Source organism: Pedobacter nutrimenti (assembly GCF_032678445.1).
Lineage (GTDB): Bacteria > Bacteroidota > Bacteroidia > Sphingobacteriales > Sphingobacteriaceae > Pedobacter > Pedobacter nutrimenti_A.
In genome coordinates, this window is record NZ_JAVTSQ010000014.1 from 147,071 (window position 1) to 168,317 (window position 21,247).

General features: G+C 42.5%; 15 protein-coding genes. 7 read left to right on the plus strand and 8 right to left on the minus strand.

The features are described 5' to 3' along the window. Positions 1-42 precede the first annotated feature (42 nt). Both R2S08_RS23975 and R2S08_RS23980 read right to left on the minus strand, forming a co-directional pair. Positions 43-1,068, minus strand: coding sequence for a sensor histidine kinase (locus R2S08_RS23975; RefSeq protein ID WP_133783690.1), 1,026 nt, complete (start codon positions 1,066-1,068; stop codon positions 43-45). Between the two features lie 137 nt (positions 1,069-1,205). Next, positions 1,206-3,581 (minus strand): phosphocholine-specific phospholipase C, encoded by a 2,376-nt coding sequence (locus R2S08_RS23980; RefSeq protein WP_316837508.1) that lies wholly within the window; start codon positions 3,579-3,581, stop codon positions 1,206-1,208. Positions 3,582-3,825: 244 nt separating this feature from the next. Between R2S08_RS23980 and R2S08_RS23985 the strand changes: the two genes are divergently transcribed. After that, positions 3,826-7,035, plus strand: a complete 3,210-nt coding sequence (locus tag R2S08_RS23985; RefSeq protein WP_316837509.1) for a SusC/RagA family TonB-linked outer membrane protein — start codon at positions 3,826-3,828, stop codon at positions 7,033-7,035. 18 nt (positions 7,036-7,053) lie between these two features. Then, positions 7,054-8,619: a SusD/RagB family nutrient-binding outer membrane lipoprotein gene (locus R2S08_RS23990; protein WP_316837510.1), complete on the plus strand. Its 1,566-nt coding sequence runs from the start codon at positions 7,054-7,056 to the stop codon at positions 8,617-8,619. 47 nt (positions 8,620-8,666) lie between these two features. Here R2S08_RS23990 and R2S08_RS23995 read toward each other — a convergent pair whose 3' ends face one another. Genes R2S08_RS23995 through R2S08_RS24010 form a run of 4 tightly spaced genes read right to left on the minus strand, consistent with a single transcriptional unit; the run spans position 8,667 to position 12,603 of the window. Continuing rightward, entirely contained in the window at positions 8,667-9,425 is a 759-nt protein-coding gene (locus R2S08_RS23995; protein ID WP_316837511.1) for a TIGR03915 family putative DNA repair protein, read from the minus strand. Positions 9,426-9,436: 11 nt separating this feature from the next. Beyond that, on the minus strand, positions 9,437-10,693 hold the full coding sequence (locus tag R2S08_RS24000; RefSeq protein WP_316837512.1) for a putative DNA modification/repair radical SAM protein: 1,257 nt from the start codon (positions 10,691-10,693) through the stop codon (positions 9,437-9,439). Between the two features lie 53 nt (positions 10,694-10,746). Beyond that, the gene (locus tag R2S08_RS24005) at positions 10,747-11,400 is read right to left on the minus strand and encodes an HD domain-containing protein (protein WP_316837513.1); all 654 of its coding nucleotides are present in this window, start codon (positions 11,398-11,400) and stop codon (positions 10,747-10,749) included. Positions 11,401-11,415: 15 nt separating this feature from the next. Then, positions 11,416-12,603 (minus strand): class I SAM-dependent RNA methyltransferase, encoded by a 1,188-nt coding sequence (locus R2S08_RS24010; protein ID WP_316837514.1) that lies wholly within the window; start codon positions 12,601-12,603, stop codon positions 11,416-11,418. Positions 12,604-12,675: 72 nt separating this feature from the next. Between R2S08_RS24010 and R2S08_RS24015 the strand changes: the two genes are divergently transcribed. Further along, entirely contained in the window at positions 12,676-13,038 is a 363-nt protein-coding gene (locus R2S08_RS24015) for a DUF3127 domain-containing protein (RefSeq protein WP_108553847.1), read from the plus strand. A gap of 504 nt (positions 13,039-13,542) precedes the next feature. Here the strand turns inward: R2S08_RS24015 and R2S08_RS24020 are convergent. Then, positions 13,543-14,763, minus strand: a complete 1,221-nt coding sequence (locus tag R2S08_RS24020) for a TCR/Tet family MFS transporter (RefSeq protein WP_316837515.1) — start codon at positions 14,761-14,763, stop codon at positions 13,543-13,545. A gap of 67 nt (positions 14,764-14,830) precedes the next feature. Here R2S08_RS24020 and R2S08_RS24025 point away from each other — a divergent pair, with 67 nt between their 5' ends. The 4 genes from R2S08_RS24025 (at position 14,831) to R2S08_RS24040 (ending at position 20,337) form a co-directional block, all read left to right on the plus strand. After that, complete coding sequence (locus R2S08_RS24025) at positions 14,831-15,397, plus strand: NAD(P)H-dependent oxidoreductase (protein WP_316837516.1); 567 nt, start codon at positions 14,831-14,833, stop codon at positions 15,395-15,397. Between the two features lie 82 nt (positions 15,398-15,479). Then, complete coding sequence (locus R2S08_RS24030) at positions 15,480-17,306, plus strand: HAMP domain-containing sensor histidine kinase (protein WP_316837517.1); 1,827 nt, start codon at positions 15,480-15,482, stop codon at positions 17,304-17,306. 12 nt (positions 17,307-17,318) lie between these two features. After that, positions 17,319-18,020 carry a response regulator transcription factor gene (locus R2S08_RS24035; RefSeq protein WP_133783669.1) on the plus strand — a complete coding sequence of 234 codons (702 nt, stop codon included), beginning with the start codon at positions 17,319-17,321 and terminating at the stop codon, positions 18,018-18,020. Between the two features lie 40 nt (positions 18,021-18,060). Continuing rightward, complete coding sequence (locus R2S08_RS24040) at positions 18,061-20,337, plus strand: helix-turn-helix domain-containing protein (RefSeq protein ID WP_316837518.1); 2,277 nt, start codon at positions 18,061-18,063, stop codon at positions 20,335-20,337. On the opposite strand, the gene dapF is transcribed toward R2S08_RS24040, so the two are convergent. Next, on the minus strand, positions 20,334-21,119 hold the full coding sequence (gene dapF / locus R2S08_RS24045; protein WP_316837519.1) for a diaminopimelate epimerase: 786 nt from the start codon (positions 21,117-21,119) through the stop codon (positions 20,334-20,336). The genes R2S08_RS24040 and dapF overlap by 4 nt on opposite strands. Positions 21,120-21,247: the final 128 nt, after the last annotated feature.

A 21,247-nucleotide genomic window follows, 5' to 3' on the forward strand; every position in this document is an offset into this window, starting at 1 on the left:
TAGTGTTAAGTATTGGGTTTACACTAATTTGTTATTAAAATTTTAACCAATCTTTTCCAGGGTAAAGGCAAAGGTTGTTCCGATTTGCAAGGTGCTTCGCACAGAAACAATCTGCTGGTGTGCTTCCAGGATATGTTTAACAATAGCCAAACCAAGTCCTGTTCCCCCAACTTCCCTTGCCCGGTGGGTATCAATCCGGTAAAAACGCTCAAACAATCTTGGCAGATGTTTTTCATCTATCCCGATACCGTCATCTGTAACCTCAATCAGATACTGGTCATGGAGTTCGAAAATTTTAATGGCCGTAGAACCGTGGTCCTTTCCATATTTCAGGGAATTCTGGATCAGATTGATCAGTACCTGGCGGATTTTTTCGCGGTCTGCCCTAACCATGGCCGGATGGGTATACTTCTCTTTGAAAAACAGCTGTATATCTTTAGTCCGGGCCTTATCCTCCATGGTTTCCATGACTTCTTTGGCCAGCAGGACAAAATCGAATTTTTCATAATTGATCGGGATCTCACCGCTTTCCAGTTTAGAGATCGAGTCCAGGTCATTAATCAGGTAGCTTAGGCGCTCCACATTTTTTTCTGCCTTCTTTAGAAATTTTACAGCCAGTTCCGGGTCGTCCGTAATGCAATCCTGCAAGGTTTCTATATAGCCCTGTATGGCGAAGAGCGGTGTTTTAAATTCATGGGAAACATTAGACAGAAATTCTCTTCTGAATTGTTCCTGTTTTTTCAAAACCTCAATTTCCTTCTTTTTAGCACCGGCCCATTCCTTTACTTCCTGCTCTACATCATTAATAGGGTCAGTACTTACATATTCACCCAGGGCATCTTTCAAATCTTTGCCCAGTTTGAGGTTATGGATCAGCTTATAGATCAGTTTGACCTTAGAGTAAATGTATTTTTCCAAAAGGTAGTAAAAGACAATGAAACTGGTGATAAAGGAAACGCCAAAAGAAACGAGCATGTAATACCAGCTGTTTTGGAAGTGAAAATTGACCAGACTGATGGATATGCCCACCGCCAGTGCAGTGATAAAAACAAGGACACTTAATTTCATCTATTTTATTGTTTTTAATTGTCAGATGGAGCCTTTGATGTTTAACCAGATGATACACATGGCGCTATCATCTGGTTAAGCATGTCGGTTTAGAGGGCAAGTTACAAGATTAATTCTAATCCCCTATTAAATTTAGATTAAGCCATGGCCCCCATGAGCGGATCGGTAATCGATTCTTCTTCTGTTTCTACATGGCCGGCGTATTTTCTAAGGTAGCCAGGGCTTTCTTTGCTTTCCAGAATGACATCGTACCAGCCATAACTCTTTTTAAGAACAACAGTCAGTTCGGTTTTTCCTTTGGCAGGTATACGTACTACATCTGGTAGTGCATGATTGTACGAGGCACTTTTTACGTTTAAGCTGTGTTCACGGTTAGCGGTATTTTCAATGATCAGCTTGATATTCCCATTCAGTTTTTTATTGAGCCTGCTGGTGGATTCATAGGTACAGCTGATTCGTAGTTCCGGATCCTGTTTGCTCCCGCTAAACTGCCTGAAAAAACCGTTGGGCCCATGTACTGCAATATCGTACCGGTCCTCTGAAAATTCCTGCAAGCCTATTTCATCTGTAAGCTGGGCTCCAGGACTTACCGCATAGGCTCTGGGTTTTACTTCATTGTTGGTATTATAGATACTGATGTTAAATGCAGCTCCGGTATTCTCTGCTTTGGCACCGAAAAGGGCCTTACCGGCTTCCATGATCAATTCAATTCCAGTCTTTGAAGCGTTTAAAGTGCCGTCAGCGTATAAACGATAAGGCAGTGCACAGGCGGGTTTCATTCCTTTTTCTTGTTTTGGCATAAAAGGAGAACTCATTGGGGAAAAGGCAGGATGGGTGTTGATGTTCTCTATGTCCGCCTTACTCAGTGGACTTGGTTTAACCTGAGGTGGCTTATTCTTCGCATTTTGAATGGTGTCAATAACAGCCTCTCTTTTCAGCGCTGCGGGAGGGGATAGTTTTTCGCCTTTGTAAGGTCTGAATACAGAAGTCAGATCTCCGCAAACGGCCCGTCTCCAGCTGCTGATGTTGTTGCTTTTTATGTTTTTATTCGTTTTCTTGCTTAGAAACTTTTCCAGGAACATTAATGACGAAGTGTGGTCGAATACCTGGGAGTTTACATAGCCACCCTTACTCCATGGAGAGGCGACCACAAACGGGATTCGGTAACCCAAACCTAAAGGACTTCCCGCGATGCGTTCAAACTCTACGTCGGCATCAATGCCAGATGAAACCTTACCTGTTGAAGCATCTTTTGGATTAGGCGCAACAAATGGTGGTAAATGATCGAAATAACCATCATTTTCATCATAAGTTAATATAAATATGGTTTTCTTCCATACCTCCGGATTTTTAGTGAGGATATCAAGTGCTTCCGATACATACCATGTGCCATAGAGAGGAGAACTGGTATGGTCTGAAAAACGCTGCGGGGCAACCAGCCAGGATACTGTGGGTAGTTTGCCCTGGTCTACATCTTTTCTAAATTCATGAAAAATATCATTTTTAGGAATATTGATGGTTTGCTGAACACCCTGATCATCGGTGAAGGTATAGGGGGCCAGGGCCAGATAGTCTTCTGGTGATTGCATATTGGTAGTGAATGCTTTATTGATAAGATTCCTCTCCTTTTCCGAGAGTTTATCGTATTTCTCTTTAACTTCTTCCGCAGTTAATTTTGGAGCGCTGGTAGAGTCTCCATTTTTTCTGAAATAAGCAGAAAGCTTTACATGGTGTCTTTTGATATATTCCAGGGGATTGTCGCCGTAGTTTCCCAGCCAGTCATCTGTTTCTTCGGGTAGTTTGGCTGTCCATACTTCGTTCTGGTAAACTCTCCAGTCAATACCATTGTTTTCCAGTACTTCTGGGAAGCTTTCCCAGTCTACAAAGACGTTGTCTTGTGATTCTGCCTGAGAATTGTTCACTACCGCTATGGATTCGCCATTCTGTTCCGGCCTGATGGTACCTGTCCAGAAGAACAGGCGGTTTGGTGTTGTTCCTGTTAGGGAAGAGCAAAAGCTGTGGTCGCATACGGTAAAAGCATCGGCTAGTGCGTAATAAAAAGGAATATCTTCCCTTTTGTAATAACCCAGACACATGGAGGATTTTGCAGGTACCCAATGATTGTGTTTTCCCTGATTTCTTGCGGCAACCTGATCTGGCCAGGAATGGGCAAGACCGCCCTGCCAGGTAATTTTCGTCTTATTAATGTCTACATGGAACGGGGCATATGTATTTCCTTTCTGATCTTCCTGAAGCCAGACCTTATTGCTGTTGGGAAGTCGGACTGCTCTTGGGTCATTAAATCCTCTAACCCCTTTTAAAGTTCCAAAAAAATGATCAAATGAACGATTTTCCTGCATCAGGAAAACGACATGCTCTGCATCATAAAATGTAGTGCCCGGATCGGCATTAATGGCCATCGCTTTTTGTATCGACATTGGGATAACACTAGCCATTCCTGTTGCACCGCTGAGCAGGGCCGCTTTTTTAAGAAAATCTCTTCTTGAATCCATGTAATAAAGGTATGAGGTTTTGTGGTTTTTTACTTATTGTGAAGTAACGGCAACCAGGTTAATTAAAGTGAGAAAAACTGTAATGTTTTTGTTACCAATTTACAGTTCTGTTAACAAATACTAAACGAAAATACTGGTATTTGTTAACTCAGAATTTTTATCCTGCTAACACCCAGACCTTAATATTGCGTCCAAAACCAATTAAAGATTCCAGACTTACATGAAAATTCTTTACAAACCAAAAATGAGCATAGTAACCTTGCTGTTTCTATGTCTCTTGCCCTATTTAACCTGGGCACAAACTAAAATCACAGGAGTCGTTAGAGATGACTCACAACAGGCCGTTCCCGGCGTAAGTGTACTTGTTAAGGGAACAAAAAGAGCAGTGTCCACAGATCAGTCCGGTCGTTTTAGCCTGGAGGCAGGCACTCAGGATATTCTTGTTTTCAGCTCTGTAGGTTTTCTAAGGCAGGAGATACAGCTTAGCGGCAGTACAACTCTGAATGTGATCCTTAAAGCAGATTCGAGGAATTTAAATGAAGTAGTGGTTACGGCACTGGGCATCCGGAAGGAGAAGAGAAACCTCGGCTATGCCATCCAGGAAGTGAAAGGTGCAGATCTGGTTAAAGCCAGAGAGGCGAATCCGGTAAACGGACTGGTGGGAAAGGTAGCTGGTTTGACCGTTGGTGTTTCTTCAGAACTCCTGGGCAGGTCATCTGTGTATCTGCGTGGAAACAGCGTGAACCTGGTAGTCGTTGATGGAGTGCCGATCAATTCCGATACCTGGAACATCAATCCAGATGATATTGAAAGTTATACGATATTAAAAGGACCGGCTGCGGCAGCATTGTATGGCTACCAGGCTTACAACGGAGCCTTGCTGATTACCTCTAAAAAGGGAAAGATTAACGATAAAGGATTCACGGTTGAATTGAATTCAAGTACCCAGTTTAATAAAGGTTTTATTGCCTTGCCCAAAAGCCAGGACGAATATGGTGCGGGAGAACATAGTGCTTATGCTTTTGGCGATGGTAAAGGAAACGGTTTAAATGATGCAGATTATGACATCTGGGGCCCCAAATTTGAAGGTCAGCTGATCCCGCAATATGACAGCCCGGTGGATAAGAACGGTGTACGTCAGGGTACACCATGGGTGGCCCGTGGAAAAGACAATTTAAAGAGGTTTATCCAGACGGGTATTCTGTCGGCCAATAATATTGCCCTGTCTACTGCAAATGATAAATATAATTTAAGGGTATCTATTTCGAATAATTACCAGAAGGGGATTATACCAAATACCGATCTGAACATCAATAGCTTTAATGTAAGCGGAGGATATAATCTGAGTGCTAAACTGAAAGCAGAAGCTTATATTAACTACAGCAGACAATACTCCAAAAATATACCGGATGTAAACTATGGTCCAAACAGTGTCATTTACAATATGACGCTTTGGGGCGGAGCAGATTGGAATATCGATGACATGAAGAATTACTGGCAGCCAGGAAAGGAAGGCATACAGTCTGTCTTTGCAGAATATACGCGTTATCACAATCCTTATTTCATGTCTTATGAATGGTTGAGGGGACATCAAAAGAATGATGTAAATGGTTATGCTTCCTTAAACTACAATTTCATTAAAGGTTTAGACCTGATGCTGAAAACACAAGTGTCTACCTACGATCAGTTAAGAACAGAAAAAATGCCTTTTTCTGCGCATCCATACGGAAGAGAGCAAGCCCTGGGTGATTATCGGGAGGACCGGAGAAGTATGTTTGAAAACAATACGCAGCTGATCCTGAAGTTCAACAAGAACATAGACCAAACTTTTGACATCAGTGCTTTTGGTGGAGGAAACATCCGTAATTTTAATTACAATTCCAGTTTCACCACAACAGATTATCTGAATGTTCCTAATGTTTATAATTTCTCCAATTCCAAGAACCCGGTAAAAGCATTTAATTTTAATTCCAGCATGCTGGTGATGAGCGCATTCTACTCTGTAGATTTAAGCTTTAAAAAATATTTAAATTTAAATACAACAGGCCGGGTAGATAAAAACTCAGCTTTGCCTCCGGGACATAATACCGCTTTTTACCCATCGGCTTCTTTAAGCTCTGTTTTCTCAGATTATACCACCTTGCCATCATTTATCTCTTTTGCTAAGCTGAGGGCTTCTTATGCGAACGTGAAGGATCCTGGTCTGGGTACCTTGGATTACATAGGTGCTACACCACTGCAGACCTATCCTCTGGGCTATGGTGCAGAGTATACGTCATCTTATGGCGGGCCGGGTTATGGATTGTCGTCACCTTACAGCATCAGGCCTTCTTATAATAATCAGCCGGCAGCTTATTACACCGACAACCTGATTGACATCAATTCAATTAAGGCGCAAAGCAGGACCAATTATGAGTTGGGAGCGGATTTGAAATTCCTCAACAACCGTCTGGGCCTGGAAGGTACCTGGTTCCGGTATGTTGACGGACCAAAGATCATTAAACAAGCCATTACCTCCGCCACGGGTTTCACTACAAATACCATCAACGGAAGAAAAACACAGAATCGTGGAGTGGAATTGAGTTTGTCGGGTGCGCCGGTAAGTAATGAGCGTTTTGGCTGGGATGTATTGGTGAATTGGTCTACCTATAAGCAAACCTACAAGGAACTTGCCCCGGGAGAAACTTATGTAGATCAGTTTTTCAAAACAGGCGACAGGATTGATAATGTATATGGTTCAGTTCTCGCTAAAACACCAGACGGAAAAGTGATCCATACCTCTAGTGGTACTCCAATTGCTTTGCCTGTGAACCAATTGTTAGGTCATGCTGATCCAAACTGGGTTTGGAGCATCAGCAACAAATTTCGATATAAAAACTTCAGCTTCAGTTTCCAGCTGGATGGAAAAGTTGGTGGTGTCATGCAGGATTATGTGCGCCTCAAATCTTTCCAGGGTGGACGTCAGATCGAGACCGTTCAAGGAAAAATGGGAGAAGCCCGTTACCAGGATTTTCTTCATGTAAATGATAAGAATTATAAAGGAACCTGGGTAGGTGATGGTGTTGTGGTTGCCAATAACGGAAAGATCAAATTTGATCCGGTTACAGGTGTGATCACCAATTACAATGAGCTCACTTTTGCGCCCAATACTACACCACAGTTGTTACAGGATTATATAGGGGTTTTCTATAATGCAAAAGAAAATACCATGATGAGCCGGACGTATGCAAAACTCAGGGAGGTGACCATAGGTTACCAATTGCCTAAAAAATTATTGTCTAAGACATTTATCCGTACGGCTGGTATTTCGGTGGTTGGCAGGAACCTGCTTTATTTCATCAACTCTACCTATAATGATGTTGATGTTGATCAGTACTCGGGACGTGAGGCAACTTCTGGCTTACAGACACCAACGACAAGAAGCATCGGCTTTAATGTAAATGTTACTTTCTAATCTATAAATAAGAAGATCATGAAGAAAATATATAGTATTGTTTTTCTTTTCATCACCCTGGTTATGGCCAGCGGTTGTAAAAAAGAATTTGAAGATAAATTCAAAAATCCAAACCAGGCAGAGCATGTGCCGCCTGACCTGATCTTTACAGGGATCATTAATGAAATGTATGAAGCGCCATTTGGAGGCTCTGAAAGATGGGGACAGTATACTGCGGCGAATTATTTCTATTATAACACCAACAACTATGACTGGACCGGAGCAAGCCTGGATTATCCAACAGTAAAAAACATTGTAAAAATGGAAGAGGAGGCGAACAGACTGGGCGGAGTAGTAGCAAAACCTTATCTGGCCCTGGCTAAATTCTTTAAGGCTTATTTCTTTGTGAGAATGAGTTTGAAAGTGGGAGATCTTCCTATGACAGAGGCACTGAAAGGATCGGCCAATCTTACGCCAAAATATGACCTTCAAAAAGATATCTTTAAGCAATCGCTCGGCTGGCTGGAAGAATCTAATAATGATTTGAACGGATTGATCACTGCTGGAAATACGGAACTCAGAGGAGATTTTTATTTAAAGAACAGCCTACCTGCCTGGCAGAAAGTGGTCAATAGCTTCCATTTGAGAACACTTTTGCAGTTAAGCAAGAAGGTGGATGATGCCGATTTGCAATTGAAGCAGCAGTTCGCCGCCATACTGTCCAATCCTGCAAAGTATCCACTTATGGAAAGTATGTCAGATAACCTGCAGTATGTATATAACGAAAGCGCGAATAAATATCCAAATAATAAAGACAACCTGGGTAATGATGCTTTGCGGTATAACATGGCGGCCACCTATTTAAATACACTGTCAACGCTTCATGATCCCAGAGCTTATATGGTCGCGGAACCAGCCTGGGGCATTGCCAAAGAACATAATTATGTATTGACGGATTTCAGGAATTTTGTTGGAGCGAGTTCTGGTGAAGATCAGGGTGTCATGCTGGATAAGGTCCAAAAGGGGATGTATTCGTTGATTGGCCGTTATCGGTATTACAGCGGTTATACAGCCGAAAACACATTCATTATCAGTTATCCTGAGCTTTGCTTTAATATAGCGGAAGGGATCAACCGGGGCTGGGCCACTGGGGATGCCGCGTCCTGGTATAAAAAGGGAATCCAGGCATCTATGGGGTTTTATGGTATAAAAGAAGGGGCTAATTCCGTATACTTCGCAAAGAAGGATGGGAAAGCGGGCGATTATGATAGTTTCACCATCAGTTTCTCTTTCGAAAATGATTATTATACGCAGTCGGCAGTTAAATATGCAGGTAACAATACAGATGGGTTAAATCAAATCCTGACGCAGAAATACCTGGCTTTTTTCCGGAATTCTGGATTTGAGGCCTATAATCAGTATCGCCGTACTGGTGTTCCGAACTTTCTGACAGGACCTGGAACAGGTAACAGCGGTAGAATCCCATTAAGATTTCAATACCCTACCGTCGACAGGACAACGAACGGAGACCAACTGAATATTGCAGTCACAAGGCAGTATGGAGGAGTTGATGACATCAACCTTGCGCCATGGATCGTTAAGTAACCTATATCAACCACGCTCTGTAAGCCGGCAGTATTCTTACTGTCGGCTTATTCTTTTTCTGTCAGGTATTTCCAATACCGTCTTGGAACATGGCGCACATGCAATTTTGTGTTTTTACGGGCTTTTATATTGGTGCTTTTAAAATAATCTTTCCAGAGTGCGGCATATAAAGGCTCTTGTTCTGAAGCAATCTTGTTTCTTTGTAGCTTTAGATTCTTCTCCTCTTCCTGATTTAAATTGATTTCTTCTACTTTATCCAGATTATAATAAATGCCATAGTGCCGTTTATAATCATAGATAACCCAGGTCTGATCGGCATAACGATCTTTAAAATGTTTAATGATGAGCGGTATAACATTAAAATCAGGGTCTATTCCACAATAGAACAATCCATCCGAACTCTGCTGAAAACGGATAAACGCTTCCATCCGGTGCTTTTCTCTTTCTACTTTCTTAGCGTAGCCGGCAACCGCCAGCACATGAGGGTTGCCATAATTTTGTGCTGCATCGGAAGGGTTGCTGAAAATGTACCGGCAAAATTCAAAAAGATCTCTAAAAGCTTCAGGTATTTCTGATAAATAGGCACAGTAAAATCTGCGGAGCCATTTGGCTGGAAGTTTTCTGTGCAAAGCTTTCCATACACGATCTGCTTTCACGGGATCGTTGTCGATCCTGTATGCCGCGGTAAAGACATCAGGCTGGTAGCATTCGGTTGTGGTTAAGATAAGGTTAGAAGGCCGCCGCTCATGGTATTCGAACACTGCGGTCAGTAATCCCTCCAAAGAACCGTCAAAAACGTAGATCATTGCTCTGGAAATTAAAATAGATTCAATTGCTGAATGTCGTTTTTCAAATATTTGCTTTGGCTTTCTGCCAGGATAAAAGATTTGATTTGCGTAGCCTGATAGTCTCTGAACATAGGGGGACTGTCTGTGCAGGTGATGAAATACTTTGCCCTGTTATAGGATACACCAATTTTTTTTAATTGATCTATCCGCAGTCTTCCAAACTTTCTTGCCTGTACAATTTTTCTTGCAGAACTTACTCCAATCCCTGGAATGCGAAGGATCATTTGGTAAGAAGCAATATTGATATCTACCGGGAAGAACTGGAGGTTACGTAATGCCCAACTGAGTTTAGGGTCTATATCTACATCGAGGTGTGGATTGGCGTCATTTAAAAGTTCATTGACATGAAAACCATAGAACCGCATCAGCCAGTCGGTTTGGTAAAGACGGTTTTCCCGGATCAGCGGTGGTTGTGTTCCCAATAAGGGAAGTCTGTTGTCTGTACTGATGGGAATGTAGCCTGAATAATAGACCCTTCTCAGGGAGAAGTTCTTATAGAATTCGGCTGCGGTATGCATAATGTCTTTGTCTGTTTCCGGGGTTGCCCCGATCACCATTTGTGTGCTCTGTCCTGCAGGAACAAACTGCGGAACGCTTTTAATGACTTTCTTTTCTTCTTTAAATTGAATAATTTGTCTTTGCACATCACCGAGCGGCTTGATCACTTCTTGATGACTTTTGTCGGGGGCCAGTAATTTAAGACCCGCCTCGGTAGGCATTTCCAGGTTAATGCTCATTCTGTCAACATACATTCCTGCTTCCCTAACCAATTCTTCACTTGCTCCGGGAATGGTCTTTAGGTGAATATACCCGTTATACCTTTCTTCGAGCCGAAGCTTTTTGACGACTTTTAATAGCCGTTCCATAGTGAAGTCTGCATTTTTAAAGATTCCTGAACTTAAAAATAAGCCCTCGATATAATTCCTGCGGTAGAAATTCATCGTCAATTGGACCACTTCATCGACGGTAAACGCTGCCCTTTCAATATCGTTGCTTTTGCGGGAGACACAATAGGCACAATCAAAAATGCAATGATTGGTGAGTAGAATCTTTAGAAGAGAAACACAGCGCCCGTCTTCAGTATAGGTGTGACAGATGCCTGAGTTGTGGCCATTGCCAAGGCCCTTGTTGTCATTTTTTCTTTTGCTTCCGCTGGATGAGCAGGAAACATCATATTTAGCAGCATCGGCAAGGATGCTTAACTTCTCTCTAATTCGTTCAGACATACACCAGGCTTTGTTAAACAAAGATAGTGTTTTTACTAAAAAAAATAGTATTATTATTTAATACCTTCCCACTCGGCGTAGAACTGATCCAGGTAACTGAGCATAAATTGATGCCTGTTTTCTGCCATTTGTTTCCCGGTTGGGGTTTTCATCAGGTCTTTAAGCAACAGCAATTTCTCATAAAAATGGTTGATGGTGGGGGCTGTGGTGTTTTTATATTGCTCTTTGCTCATATGCAGATTGACCTCAATTTCAGGGTCATATAAAACCCTGTTCTTAAAGCCCCCATAAGTAAAAGCACGTGCGATACCTATGGCTCCAATGGCATCCAGACGATCTGCATCCTGTACAATGTCCAGTTCTTTGGATTGAAAGGTCAGTTTTCCAAAGCTGGCTTTAAAGCTGAGATTTTTGATGATTTGCCGTACCTGTTCAATAACTATAGCGTCAAGTTCCAGGCCTTTCAGAAAGTTGCCGGCCATTTCTGGTCCGATTTCTTCATCTCCACCATTAAATTTGCTATCCGCTATGTCATGGAGAAGTGCGGCTAAGGCAACGATCAGCTCATCACCCTGTTCCTGTTTATTGATGTGCTGAGCCGTTTTGTAGACCCTTTCAATATGGAACCAGTCGTGCCCGGCTTCTGCACCGGCCAGGGTTTCTTTTACAAAATCGATGGTTTTGTTAATGATCTCTATGTTGCTCATCAGATGGATCAGGGTCTAATTTTTTACTGGTCTTTCATGCTCCGGTCTTCTGCTTCCGTCATACAATTCATATTCCAGCATCCGGCAGTCCAGTTTTCCATTATAGAATTCGATTTTACGTGAGGCTTTCAGCCCGATCCTCTTTGCCAGGTCCGGATTTCCGGTGAAGATATAGCCAGAATAGCCTTTGCAGTGCTGTTTCATAAAGTCGCCCATTCGCTTATAGGTGGCTTCCAGTTTAGAATGTTCTCCTAGGCGCTCTCCGTATTCCGGATTAAAGACTACAATGCCCCTGCCGCCTTCAGGTACCTGGGTATCTGCAAAGTCGCAAACTTCAAAGGTAATTAAGGTATCTACACCAGCAGTTTTTGCATTTCTGCGGCTTACGTCTACGGCATCCTCAGAAATATCAGTAGCGATAATGTTAAGGTCAATATTCTTGATCACCTGGTCTTTAAGTATTCTTCTTTCGGCAAAGAAGACTTCTTCGTCGTAACCGAGGATGTGCATAAAGCCATAATTCATTCTGAACAGGCCCGGACGTCTGTTGGTTGCGATCAGGGCTGCTTCAATGGCCAGGGTACCGGAACCGCACATTGGGTTTACAAAAGGTGATTTTCTGTCCCATTTTGTACTCAATATGGTACTTGCAGCCAGGGCTTCCAGCATGGGTGCTTTTCCTGGTATTTTGCGGTAACCGTGTTTGGCCAGGGTTTCTCCGGAGGTATCCAGAAAAATGTCGGCCTCGCTGTCTTTCCAGTATAAATGAACTACGGTTTTATTGGCATCGGAACCAGAATTTGGCCGGATGTTTTTCTTTGCCCGGAAGCGATCGACAATCGCATCTTTTACTTTCAGGTTGGCAAATAATGGGGTTGTAATGGTTGGGTTATCCACATTAGAGGTTACCGAGAAATAACCGGAAAAATCAATGAGTTCTTCCCATGGCATTTCGACCAGCTGTTGGTATAGTTCTTCTGGATTATTGGCCTTGAAGCTGTTTAAACAGTATAAAATCTGGCTGGCGCAACGCAGGTTGAGGTTGAGTTTTATACACTCTGTTAAGGTGATATTTAGCTCTACACCGGTAGGGAATTCCCTGATAATGGTGTATCCCAGGTCTTTAACTTCTTCCGCCAGATAGGAAGACAGTCTTTTGTTGCAGGTTACGATAACCTTATTCTTTGTGTGGAAAACTTGCATAATTTATTGTGCGAAGTTATCAATAAAAATATAGAGATTTGAACTTGAAAGTAGAATATAAGAGTATTTGTTATGGAATTAAAAGGAAAAGTGCACGAAATCGGTGCATTACAGCAAGTGAGTGAGACTTTTAAAAAACGTGATCTGATCATAGAGTACGCTGAAAACCCTACTTATCCGGAATATATCAGATTTGAGGCTTTGCAAGATAAAACTGCATTATTTGATAGTTTGAAAGTTGGTGACAATGTAGAGGTTGCCTTCAATTTACGCGGTCGCCCGTGGACGGATAAAACCGGTAAAGTTTCTTATTTTAACAGTTTAGTAGTATGGCGTATCAATGCATTGAACAATGCTGCTGCCGCTACTCCAGAATATGCTCCGCCTGTAGATTTAAACAGTGCACCTGGTGAGGAAGATGACCTGCCATTTTAAAGATCTTTTTTAAGGAAACAATTTTGAACTAGGAGCGCCGGGATTTATCCCGGTGCTTTTTTTTATGGCTTTTTTTAAGGGGTTTTAGGAGGGTGAATTGGTCGGAAAATTCTGTACAGCTGCTTCAAGACTAACGATATCAGGCGGGCTGAAGGAGCCCGCAGATCTCTGAGGTCTTTCCGCAGTGTACGAGAATTTTCCGTAGCAAATTGCAGAGGGAGGGGGGTGACTGGGCAGGATGCAGAGCAAATTGAAGAAAGAAAATAGGTTTATAGGTCTAGCGGATTTATAAAGAATAAGCCCAAACCTGGACTTTTAGGAGTTTTGTGCAGTTCATCCGGCTAGGCGTGGGATCCAGAAACAAATTTGGCTGCTGTTGAAAGGCCTTGGCTGATTTGCCCCTTTTTCAGGGGCCTAATCAGGCGCAGCCTTGAGACAGTTGCCAGATTTGTTTCAATCCTAACCAACTTAACAGGAAAATTGTTCATTTGAAAAAAATCCGGGTCAGGCTGTTTTGAAACTTCTTATCGCCAGAAAAGCGCTCAGCAACATCAGTGCCGCACCAACAAAATAAGGTGCGCCTGGTAAATAGATCGGAGCGTTGGCGTTGGTAAAGTAATAAAAGATATAGGTCATAAACCAGGGGCCGAAAATAGAGCTCAGGCTCATTAAGCTGGTTAAGCCCCCTTGAAGTTCTCCCTGTTCGTTTGCGGGAACCTGATTGGTCATAATACCTTGCAGCGCCGGACCGGCAATACCACCTAAAGCATAGGGTACCATATAGGCAAACATCATCCAGCTCTTGTTGGCAAGGCCAAAAAGGACCATGCCTATGGCATAGAGTGTGAGGCCAATCCAGATGCTGCGTTCTTGCCCAAGTTTGGGGATCGCAATCCGGATCAGGCCGCCCTGTACAATAGCGATCATAAGTCCGATGAAGCCCAAAGAATAGCCCACCAGATCCTCACTCCATTTGAATTTTTGCATGGTGTAAAAGGTCCATACACTTTGCACGGCATGCCCGGCAAAATACACAACGAACAGACATACCGATAAGTTGATCACGGACGGGTATTTCCTGAGTTGTATCAAAGTACCCAAAGGATTACATCGTTTCCAGTCCAGTGGGCGGCGGTGTTCTTTAGATAAAGACTCCGGAAGGATGAAGAAGCCATATAGCGCATTGATAAAAGCGAGGGCTGCTGCGGCATAAAAGGGATAATGGGTATCTATTTTTCCCAGAATACCCCCGATCACAGGGCCAAGGATAAAACCAAGACCAAAAGCCACGCCGATCATTCCAAAGTTTTGGGCACGTTTTTCAGGTGTACTGACATCTGCAATATAAGCTGAAGCTGTAGTAAAACTGGCACCGGTGATCCCCGCAATGATCCGGCCTACAAACAGCCAGCCAATCGTGGGCGCAAAAGCAAGGAACAGGTAATCGATCCCGAATCCGAGTAAAGAAAAAAGGAGTACAGGCCTGCGGCCATATTTATCACTTAAGTTTCCAACCAGGGGTGCACAAAGAAACTGCATGACAGCATAGGCCACCAGCAGCAGGCCGGAAATCCTGGATGCATCGCTAACATTTCCGTGAATGAGGCCTTCAATGAGCTTAGGGAAAACAGGTATAATAATGGCTAGACCTATTACATCAATCAAAAGAGTAATGAAAATAAAGCTTAATCCTGCCGGACGCATTTCTTGTTGAATCTGGTTCATAACCTCAAATGTAATTAAATCACTAAACAAGATGTGGCCAGCAGATGTTATAATTTAAAAATAAGGAATGATGTATAAGCTGAAAATTATATCTGCTACTGTACGGCCTGGGAGGAAAGGTCCGGTAATCGCTAAATGGATAGCGGATATTGCCCGCCGAAATGAGGAGTTTGAAGTGGAACTGCTGGATCTTGGGGAGGTAAAACTTCCGATGATGGATGAGCCCAATCATCCCTCGCTTCAGAAATATCAGCATCAGCATACCAAAGACTGGAGTGCTAAAATTAACAGTGCGGATGCCTTTATTTTTGTGACCGGGGAATATAATTTCGGGTATCCGGCTCCATTGAGAAACGCGTTGGAATATCTTCAAAAGGAATGGGCATATAAAGCGGCTGGTATAGTTAGTTATGGAGGTATCTCCGCTGGTACGCGGGCGGCAAACAGTTTAAAGGGAGATCTTGCCACCTTAAAGATCGTTCCTCTGGCAGATGCCGTGTTTATTCCATTTTTTGCGAAACTGATTAACGAGCAGAATGAATTTGTGCCGGGCGAGATCTCCTTAATTGCTGCAGATAATATGCTGAAGGAGTTGCTTCGCTGGACAAGAGCCTTGAAAACAATGCGTGAATAAGGTCTGGAAAGGCTAAGCCTTTAAGTTAAAAAGTGTTAAAAACACAGCTTTCTGTTCATGCTTCGTTAATTTTGAATAGATCATGAAGAAAAGGAGCTTTTGGCTGATTACCGCGCTGATGACTATTGCGCTGGTAGGTGTGGTTGTAATGCAGTTATATTACATCAGGCAGGCCTATGAACTAAATTCTGAGGTGTTTAAACAGAATGTTAACCAGGCTTTAACTGCTGTGGTGAACAAGGTACAGCGGAGGAACGCGGCCACGCTGATTACACGGAAGGATTTTGACTGGAGATTGAAGAGAGAAAAAGAGCAGCGTGATAAGGAAAAGACGATTGCTAGTCTGGAGGAACGTTATAAGGAGGGGGAACGCAAGCGTAAGTTTGAACAACAGCGCATGATCATTGATGACCTGAATCTTCAGGACAGCATCATCAGGGCGGTATATTTAAATCCGACCATTATTTCAGAGGCCGATTATATTGCTTTGAGCAGTCAGTCGACCACACCTTTAAATGTCGATGTAAGTGTCGCTTTTGATTCAGATTTGAATGTTGTTGGTGGCAATGTTAGAAAGACATTTATGCTTTCCAGGGCAAGAACATTTAGCATGCGCCCTTATAAGCTTCCGGATAGTATTCGCTACCTGGTTTATAATAAGCTGGATGGAAAACCCCTAAAAGTGTCTGTCGCTACGGTTGATGGTGACGTTGCCTTGCGGTTTAACAGGGATGATACACTGGCAAAAAGGCGTTATGAGCGGGAAATGAAGCAATTGAAAGCAGATACCATTCCATTGTTCAGTTCCAGTAATTTTAATTTGGTAGAGGAAACAGCAAAGGAAATGGAAAGGGGAGATGTTCCGATTACCCAAAGAATTTCAAAAGATGTTCTGGATACCCTTATTAAAAGAGAACTGGTTAATAATAATATTGACCTTCCTTACGATTTTTGGGTGAAACTGGTCAATAGGGATTCCTTGCTGTATAAGAAAGTCTCCAATGCAGCAGCAGAGGTTTTACCGTCCAATACCTATCAGACAACTTTATTTAGCAATGATATTTTAAGAGATCCCGGAATGCTGTATGTTAGTTTTCCGAATAAAAGTGAGGCCATTTTTAGCAATATGGGGGTTACCCTTGCCTCCTCGGGTGGATTGTTGCTGGTCCTGATTTTTATTTTTTCTTATACGCTTTACGCCATATTAAGGCAAAAGAAAATCTCAGAGATGAAAACGGATTTCATCAACAACATGACGCATGAGTTTAAAACTCCGGTGGCAACAATTATGATTGCCAGTGAGGCGCTTAAAGATCCGGAGATTGTAGAAGACAAAAGCCGTATTAAACGGCTTGCGGGAATTATTTATGATGAAAATGTCCGTTTAGGCAACCATATCGAGCGGGTGCTGAGTATCGCTAGGCTGGAAAAAAATGAGCTCCACTTTGAAAAAACAGAGGTCAATATGAATGATCTGATTGCTGCGGTGGCGGATAGTATGAGCCTGCAGCTGCAGAAAAGAAATGCAACACTGATCCTCAATCTGGATGCGGCGCATCCGGTAGTTGAGGGAGATGAATTACACCTTTCCAATGTGATCTATAACCTGATCGACAACGCAAATAAGTACAGTATGGAAAGTCCTGTAATTGAAATTATAACGAAGAATACTCCGCGAAATCTCTTGATTCAAATTACCGATCATGGGATTGGGATGACGAAAGATCAGACCAAGCGGATTTTTGATCAGTTTTACCGGGTTCCAACCGGAAACCTGCATGATGTAAAAGGCTTTGGTCTGGGTTTGAATTATGTGCAGGATATAGTTACCCAGCTGGGTGGAAATATTAAAGTGCAAAGTGAAAAAGACAAAGGCACCGTTTTTGAAATAACTTTACCATTAATTTAAATATCTTTATATATGCTCAAAAAAATTCTACTTGTGGAAGATGATCCGAACCTGGGCTTGCTCTTACAGGATTATCTGCAGTTAAAAGGTAAGTTTGATGTTGTGTTGTGTGTTGACGGGGACGAAGGTTTGCGTGCATTTCATAAGCAGAGCTTTGATCTTTGTATCCTCGATGTAATGATGCCTAAAAAAGATGGTTTTACGTTAGGTAAGGAGATCAGAAAGATCAATCAGCATGTGCCTATTATTTTTGCAACTGCCAAAGCTATGATGGAAGATAAAGCCTCTGCTTACGACCTGGGAGGAGATGATTACATTACCAAGCCATTTAGAATAGAAGAATTGCTGCTTCGCATCAATGCTTTATTGAAACGGGTATCAACTGCAAGGGAATCTGATGAGAAGGAACCTCAGCAAACCCAGTTTGAAATTGGGAATTATGTGTTTGATTATACTACACAGCTCATCTGGTTTAACGGACAGCAACAGAAACTGTCGACCAAGGAGGCGGAACTCCTGCAATTGCTTTGTTTAAAGAAGAATTCTGTACTGACCCGTGAAGAAGCTTTACTGAGCATCTGGCACGATGATAATTATTTTAACGGACGGAGTATGGATGTGTTTTTAAGTAAACTGCGTAAATACCTGCGGGAAGATCCAAAGGTGGAGATTTTGAATGTTCATGGTAAAGGATATAAGCTGTTGGTTAATTAATTTTTTAATAGATTAATCAAAATCTTGCTATCTTTGTTTCATGGCTGAAACGAATCCTGCTGAGCTTGCTGCTAAATTTATCAATTATACTTCCAGACACATTTTTCTTACCGGAAAGGCTGGTACTGGTAAAACTACTTTTCTGAGGAATTTAATTGAGCTGACCCATAAAAGGGCGGTTATTGTAGCGCCAACAGGAATTGCGGCGATTAACGCAGCAGGGGTAACCATACACTCCCTTTTCCAGCTTCCCTTTGGGGCTTACCTGCCCAAGCAGCCAGTGGCAGGAGAAGTGGAGGGAAATCAACATTACAACACGCCTAAATCGATTGTCCGCCATCTGCAAATGAATAGTACCAAACGCCGGATCTTTACGGATCTGGAATTGCTGATCATTGATGAGGTCAGTATGTTGCGGGCAGATCTTCTGGATGCCATAGATATGGTGCTTCGTTATATACGAAGAGATAATTCAAGTTTTGGAGGCGTACAGGTACTTTTTATTGGTGATTTGCATCAGTTGCCTCCGGTGGTGAAATCCAACGAATGGCCATTGCTAAGTACCTTTTATCAAAGTCCTTATTTTTTTGATGCCCATGCATTGCTGCACCATCCGCCTATTTATATAGAATTGGAAAAGGTATACAGGCAAGCAGATGAGGTTTTTATCAACCTCTTGAATAATCTGAGGAATAATGCGACTACTGCTGCAGATGTGGCCCTGCTACAACAGCATTATAAAGAGAATTTCAATCCCCCTGTTACAGAAAAATACATTACCCTGACTACGCACAATCAAAGGGCGGATGCTTTGAACAGGCAGAGCCTGGATGCGTTGAAATCTCCGTCTTATTTCTATAAATCAGCCATTGAAGATGAATTCAGTGAGTCCTCCTATCCGGCAGAGCAGAGTCTCGAATTGAAAGTAGGTGCACAAATCATGTTTATCAAGAATGATCCTTCGCCGGAAAAAAGATTCTTTAATGGGAAAATTGCTACAGTGGTGTCGTTGGCTGCCGACGCTGTTGAAGTAGAAACCGAAGGAGAGAGAGAGCGGATCAAACTAGAAAAATATACCTGGAAGAACATCAGATATACCACTGATAAAGTAACTCACGAAATTAAGGAAGAGGTGATCGGAAAGTTTATACAGTATCCGATCAAGCTGGCTTGGGCAATTACCGTGCATAAGAGCCAGGGTTTGACCTTTGATAAGGCAATTGTCGATATTGGTAATGCTTTTGCTCCAGGTCAGATATATGTGGCCTTGTCCAGGCTCCGGTCTCTGGATGGCTTGGTACTTACCTCTCCACTTCCTTCAACGGGTATCCGCCAGGATCCAAATGTTTCTCTTTTTTCTAAAAATAAGGCCGACGGGGCAGTGCTTGGCGATCAGATTAAATCGGAGAGTGAAGTGTTTTTGCAGCGCTATCTTCTAAAGTGTTTTGATTTAACGAGCCTTGATAATTATGTTTATGAACATGTTCATTCCTATACCAAAGACCTGAATAAGTCGGCGAAACAAAAGCATTTTAAATGGGCCCAGCAATTGTTGAAGGAACTCAGTGAGCAAAAAGTGAATGCCAGCAAGTTTTTGGTGCAGATACAGCGGCTTTGCGCGGATAAGACTGAAGCTGGTTTGAATTTGCTGCTGGACCGTACAATTGCTGCAGAGAATTACTTTAATCCTTTGCTTCAGCGGATGTCAAAGAATATTTTTGACCGCATGGAGCTGGTTAAACAGGATAAGCAGGTGGTTGCTTTTCTAACAGAACTACTGGAGATGGAGTCTCTGTTCTATGAACAATATAAAAACATCAGGAAGGCTACTGCGCTTCTAAAAGCGACGATCAGGGGAGAGGAATTTACCAAAAAGGATGTCAATGAACTGCTGGATGAGGCCAATCGCGAATTTGAAATGAAAAAGGTATTCGCAATGCCTAATACATTGGATTTTACGGCCAAAAAAAGCAAGACATCGAAAACAAAGAAAACGGAAGCTAAAGAAAAAGTTCCAAAAGTAGATACAAAGGAACTGTCTCTCCAGTTGTTGAAAGAAGGCAAAACGGTACAGGAAATAGCTTCAGAAAGAAAAATGGCGCTTGGCACCATAGAAGGTCATCTGGCCCACTATATTGCGAGGCAGGAAATCTCCGCAAAAGAGATTATAGGAGCTAAAAAACTTCAAAAGATTCTGGAAGCTATCCGCGACCTTAAGACCTTACAAATGAACCCTATCAGGGATCGTCTTGGCAGAGAATACAGTTTTGGCGAGATCAAAATTGGCATCGCTGCGCATCTTGCCGAGGGAGATTAAAGCTTGATTGTTCCAGCAAAGACCTGCTCTGCTGGTCCGCAAAGAAAAATATCGGTGAAGGCATCTCCGTCATAATCAAATTCAATCCGGAGCTTTCCGCCCAATACTTTGACTGGTGTGCTGATGTGGCCACTCTGGCCTTTATGTTTCGCCATAGATAAAGCAACAGCGGTAACACCTGTTCCGCAAGCATAAGTTTCATCTTCAACCCCTCTTTCGAAGGTTCTTACGAAGAGATGGTCGCCTTTGTCTTCTATGAAATTCACATTGATGCCCTGTTCTTTGTAGGTTTCATTGTTCCGGATGGATTTTCCTTCCAGATATACATCCAGCCTTTCCAGGTCAGTAACCTGCTCTACATAGTGAGGGGAACCTGTGTTCAATACATAGGCTTCACCATCCTGGCTGATGTGGTTCACATCGATCATCTGCAGATCTACCCAATTGCCTTCGGCTGTAATTTTGGCGTGATGCGGGCCGTCTACAGCCAAAAAGTCAGTTTTTGTGTCGATAATGCCCAGAAATTTGGCAAAAGCAACAATGCAACGCCCACCGTTACCGCACATGCTTCCCGGCCTGCCATCAGCATTAAAATAGAGCATCTCAAAATCATAGCCAGAATGTTCCTGCAGCAACATTAATCCATCACCGCCAACTCCAAATCGTCGATCACATATTTTTTCTATATCTTTATAATTCAGTTGGTTGTATTCTTTTTTTCTGTTGTCGATCAGAATGAAGTCGTTGCCGGCGCCCTGGTATTTATAGAATGGAATGTTCATTTATTTTATTTGCTCCCTATTTAACATTTTTTAACTAAATAATGATGCTGAGCAGATACAAATATCGTGCATATGGTATTAAATTTGAACATAGGAATATAAAAATAATTATTTCACTCATTTACAGC

Coding starts and splice junctions, on each gene's coding strand:
- R2S08_RS24035 (WP_133783669.1), top strand. CDS start 17,319: ATGCTCAAAAAAATTCTACTTGTGGAAGATGATCCGAACCTGGGCTTG.
- R2S08_RS23995 (WP_316837511.1), bottom strand. CDS start 9,425: ATGATCTACGTTTTTGACGGTTCTTTGGAGGGATTACTGACCGCAGTG.
- R2S08_RS24000 (WP_316837512.1), bottom strand. CDS start 10,693: ATGTCTGAACGAATTAGAGAGAAGTTAAGCATCCTTGCCGATGCTGCT.
- dapF (WP_316837519.1), bottom strand. CDS start 21,119: ATGAACATTCCATTCTATAAATACCAGGGCGCCGGCAACGACTTCATT.
- R2S08_RS24020 (WP_316837515.1), bottom strand. CDS start 14,763: ATGAACCAGATTCAACAAGAAATGCGTCCGGCAGGATTAAGCTTTATT.
- R2S08_RS24005 (WP_316837513.1), bottom strand. CDS start 11,400: ATGAGCAACATAGAGATCATTAACAAAACCATCGATTTTGTAAAAGAA.
- R2S08_RS23980 (WP_316837508.1), bottom strand. CDS start 3,581: ATGGATTCAAGAAGAGATTTTCTTAAAAAAGCGGCCCTGCTCAGCGGT.
- R2S08_RS24025 (WP_316837516.1), top strand. CDS start 14,831: ATGATGTATAAGCTGAAAATTATATCTGCTACTGTACGGCCTGGGAGG.
- R2S08_RS23985 (WP_316837509.1), top strand. CDS start 3,826: ATGAGCATAGTAACCTTGCTGTTTCTATGTCTCTTGCCCTATTTAACC.
- R2S08_RS24040 (WP_316837518.1), top strand. CDS start 18,061: ATGGCTGAAACGAATCCTGCTGAGCTTGCTGCTAAATTTATCAATTAT.
- R2S08_RS24010 (WP_316837514.1), bottom strand. CDS start 12,603: ATGCAAGTTTTCCACACAAAGAATAAGGTTATCGTAACCTGCAACAAA.
- R2S08_RS24030 (WP_316837517.1), top strand. CDS start 15,480: ATGAAGAAAAGGAGCTTTTGGCTGATTACCGCGCTGATGACTATTGCG.
- R2S08_RS23975 (WP_133783690.1), bottom strand. CDS start 1,068: ATGAAATTAAGTGTCCTTGTTTTTATCACTGCACTGGCGGTGGGCATA.
- R2S08_RS23990 (WP_316837510.1), top strand. CDS start 7,054: ATGAAGAAAATATATAGTATTGTTTTTCTTTTCATCACCCTGGTTATG.
- R2S08_RS24015 (WP_108553847.1), top strand. CDS start 12,676: ATGGAATTAAAAGGAAAAGTGCACGAAATCGGTGCATTACAGCAAGTG.